We start from the raw sequence: 3661 nt of genomic DNA, 5'->3' as shown, positions 1-3661 counted from the left end.
CGCGCATCTCGACCAATGTCTCGGTCTTTGCGATAGAACCGGAATCGAATCCGGTGCAGCAATTCCTCGATTCGCTATTGAAGTACCAGGACTTGCCGGAAGACACGCTGGTGCTGCCCTCGCACGGCAAACCCTTCCGCGGCTTACATACGCGCATAGCGCAATTGTTCGATCATCATGCAGCGCGCTTGCAGGAAGTGCTGGATGCCTGCGTGACGCCGCAATCAGCAGCCGACATCGTGCCGATCATGTTTGTACGCAAGCTGGATGCGCATCAGTTGAGTTTTGCGCTGGGGGAGGCGCTGGCGCATTTGCACAAGCTTTGGCGAGATGGATTATTGAAGCGTGTGGCTTGTACTGACGGGGTAATCAGATTCACTCGCCCTATTTAGTTTTTCTACAAATCAGTCTTCTTGCCAACCTATAAGGCCACGAATCCCAATTACTGCTTTGATTGGAGGCTCTTCTCCGATAGCAAGCTTTTTCCACTCACGTTGAATCTCAGAAGGCTCTATAACTCCAACAGAAAATGAGTTCGTTATCGTTAACCCAGTATGCTCATCCAAAAATCCACTTACTCGATCGATCAAAAGTTGTCCGAAATATCGCTCTTCAGTCACCTGCAGATTGACCGTAATTTGAACAGGTGCTAGACCCCCATGACCATTGTCAATTTGCACTTCAACATCTTGAAATATAACTAAATTTTCATATGCACCAGCTTCTGTGGGGAACTCTCCCGCGTTCCACTTCATCATCGCGAGATCAAGTGGCCGTCCTAAAAAGCTACCATCCGAAGACCTAACTTCCAAAACAGCAGTACATTCGCTAATAGTAAGCGGTCCAGGGTAAGAACAACTAAGTGTGAAACTCATACCTCCGCTTACATATTCTAATATTTCAGGGATAGTCGGCTTAACACGCCACTTATGATCGTCAGTATCTACAGGTCTGTACAACTCCATCTGCAGTTTTTTTGCTCTCTTTTTTGCTGTAGGTGTGAATCCTGCGGGACATACAAGGACGCCCTTGTTTGCTCCAATATCCTGCACCATCCCTGCAAACTCTTCGACTCCCTTTACATCGATAGGAGATTTATAGTCTTTGCAATCGATAGCGATCGTCATGGTGTACTGCCCAATTCGCTGCGTTACAAGCACATCTATTTGTCGCTCAATTTCTGATTCTCTGCCCATAACTTTAATGTTATGTTGAACCGTGGCTTCCGGTGCCAGTGTGCGCTGTATCTTTGCAACTAGATGCTCAAGATCGCGCCAATCAGTATTTGCCATAACCCTTCCTCCTATTATTAGCCCTTGTCACATAACCACGGCTTATAGATCTACTGATGAAGTTTTGCGAGTTTTGCGCGGCGCATTCGCAAACAACAAATCGTAAAGCCAGTTAGGCAAGATCCTCAGCAGCTTAGCCACCACCCCCATCTGCCAAGGTATCACCCGATAACTGCAACCCGCCTCTATCGTCGCTGCCGCCTGCGCCGCGAACTTCTCCACCGGCATCAAGAACGGCATTGCATAGTCATTGACCTGCGTCATCGGCGTATCGATATAGCCGGGCGCGATCGTGACGACCTTGATGCCATCCTTCTTCAATTCCAGCCGCAGCGATTCGCAATAGCTGATGACGGCGGCTTTGGATGCGCTGTAGGCGCCTGCGCCCGGCAAGCCGCGTATGCCGGCGACGCTGCCTATACCGACCAGCCGTCCGCCTGTTTGTCCGGCTGCGGCTTGCGCCTGCAGCGTGGCGATGAGGGGGGCGAAGGTGGCGACGGTGGCGCTTACATTAGTGGCGAACACGCGCTCGAATACATCCAGGTCTTCTGCACATTCGGTCAGCGTGCCGCGCGAGATGCCGGCGGCGGCGATGACGATATCCACCCCTTGCGCCGCAGCGAAGAAGTCGGCCGCGGCGGCGGCGAGCGCTGCGCTGTCGGTAACATCAAGCACATAGATGCGGTGGCGTTGCGGATAGGGCAGGTCGGCCACCAGCAGCTGCAGCACTTCGCCGCGCCGTGCGACCAGGCCCAGCATCGCGCCCTGTGCGGCGTAGTGGCGCGCCAGCGCTGCGCCCAGGCCGCTGGATGCGCCGGTGATGAAGATACGTTTCATATCAGCTTGCATGCAGACTCCAAATAAAAAGTCCGCCCTCTTGCGAGTCGCGGACTTTTTTGTTTTGCTGAAAATTTCAGCAGTTGTATTGATCGATTACTTGGCTGACTTGGCGACCAGATGATCCATCACTTGCAGCGTGGCTTCATGCAGGATGGCTTCCGGACGGTTGCCCAGCGATGCGCCTATGATCGATGGCGAGGTGACGTAACGGCCGTCGATCGCGATCATAGGTACGCCATCCACCTTGTAGGCAGCCTGCAATTGCGTGGCGCGCTGCACCTTGGTTTGCACGCCGAAGGAATTGTAGGTGTCGGCAAATTTCTTGGCATCCACGCCATGCAGGGCCATGAAGTCGGCGATCTTCTTGTCGGTATCGAGCAGCTTGCGTTCCACATGGATAGAGCGGAATACCTTGGCGTGCAGCGCATCGACCAGGCCCAGCGCTTCCAGCGTGTAATACAGCTTCTGTTGCGGGATGAAGGAATCGCGGAAGGCGACCGGCACGCGCTTGAAGGCGATCTTGCCGGCGTTCTTTTTCACCCAGGCTTCCAGCGATGGATCGAGCGCATTGCAATGCGGGCAGTCGTACCAAAAGAATTCGGTGACTTCGACTTTCTTGCCGCTGTCGGTAGGCTGCGCTTTTTCCAGCGTGCGGTAATCGGTGCCGCTAACAGGGCTGGCAGGCGATGCGCCGGCGGTTGCTGCCATCAGGCTCAAGCTTGCTACGACCAACAGGTGTTGAAAAAAACGCATGTTATCCCTCTCTTTATTTGCCGATGCGCACAACTGCAACATCGATACCATTGTCAGACAGCTTGGTTCGTACTCGGTTCATTGTTTCGAGCTGGCCGAAAGGACCTACGCGCACGCGGTGCAGGGTGCCGGTTTCTGCCTGGCGCTCGGACACCGTGGCTTCGAAGCCCATCAAGGCCAGCTTGGCTTTCATCGTTTCTGCATCGGCGGTTTCGCGGAAGGCGCCGGCCTGCAGATAGTAAATCCATTTTTCATCGGCGCTTTCCGCCTTCGCGGCTTCCGCCTTGATGGCTTCAGCTTTTTCCTTGGCTAGCGTGGCCTTGTCGACTACCGGCGCCTTGGCAGCATCCTGGGGTGTGACTGGCGCCGGCGCGGGAACAGCGTCTTTTGCCGCCGCTTTTTTGCCATACAGCGGCTTGTTCGGATCAGTCAGGTCACCATTGGCCGGCGCTACCGCTTTTTCCTGCGCACCCTTGTTGGTGAATGGCAGCGGGGTTTTGTAAATTACCACCGCTACACCGACTGCGATGCCGAGGCCGAGGATCAGGCCGACGATCAAACCGAGTAAGGTGCCGCCTGCCTGCTTTTTACTGTTCTTGTGCATAAGTTTCCTGTTACATCCGGGCCGGTGCCGATACGCCGATCAAGGCCAGACCATTGCGCAATACCTGCCGAGTTGCGTGCATCAGTGCGAGACGCGCCATCTTGACCGCAACATCGTCCACCAACACCCGCTCTGCATTGTAGTAGCTATGCAGTTCGCCTGCTAAGTCGCG

Annotated in this window: 5 protein-coding genes and 1 pseudogene; 1 reads left to right on the top strand and 5 read right to left on the bottom strand. The window is 54.5% G+C overall.

What is annotated here, in order from left to right; genetic code table 11:
- A pseudogene (locus Q7T06_RS06025) lies at positions 1–392 on the top strand (MBL fold metallo-hydrolase); the annotation flags it as partial.
- 12 nt (positions 393–404) lie between these two features.
- Here Q7T06_RS06025 and Q7T06_RS06020 read toward each other — a convergent pair.
- The 5 genes from Q7T06_RS06020 to Q7T06_RS06000 form a co-directional block, all read right to left on the bottom strand.
- Positions 405–1292, bottom strand: coding sequence for a restriction endonuclease (locus tag Q7T06_RS06020; protein ID WP_304781866.1), 888 nt, complete (start codon positions 1290–1292; stop codon positions 405–407).
- Between the two features lie 42 nt (positions 1293–1334).
- Positions 1335–2129: an SDR family oxidoreductase gene (locus Q7T06_RS06015; RefSeq protein ID WP_304781863.1), complete on the bottom strand. Its 795-nt coding sequence runs from the start codon at positions 2127–2129 to the stop codon at positions 1335–1337.
- Positions 2130–2225: 96 nt separating this feature from the next.
- Positions 2226–2885 (bottom strand): thiol:disulfide interchange protein DsbA/DsbL, encoded by a 660-nt coding sequence (locus Q7T06_RS06010; RefSeq protein WP_304781860.1) that lies wholly within the window; start codon positions 2883–2885, stop codon positions 2226–2228.
- Positions 2886–2898: 13 nt separating this feature from the next.
- A complete protein-coding gene (locus Q7T06_RS06005; RefSeq protein WP_304781857.1) occupies positions 2899–3489 on the bottom strand; it encodes an SPOR domain-containing protein in 591 nt (196 codons plus the stop codon).
- 10 nt (positions 3490–3499) lie between these two features.
- On the bottom strand, positions 3500–3661 hold a 162-nt coding region (locus tag Q7T06_RS06000; RefSeq protein ID WP_304781869.1), incomplete at its 5' end, for a DALR anticodon-binding domain-containing protein.

The organism is Herminiimonas sp. (assembly GCF_030645555.1).
Lineage (GTDB): Bacteria > Pseudomonadota > Gammaproteobacteria > Burkholderiales > Burkholderiaceae_D > Oxalicibacterium.
This window is presented reverse-complemented; position numbering and strand designations above follow the sequence as displayed.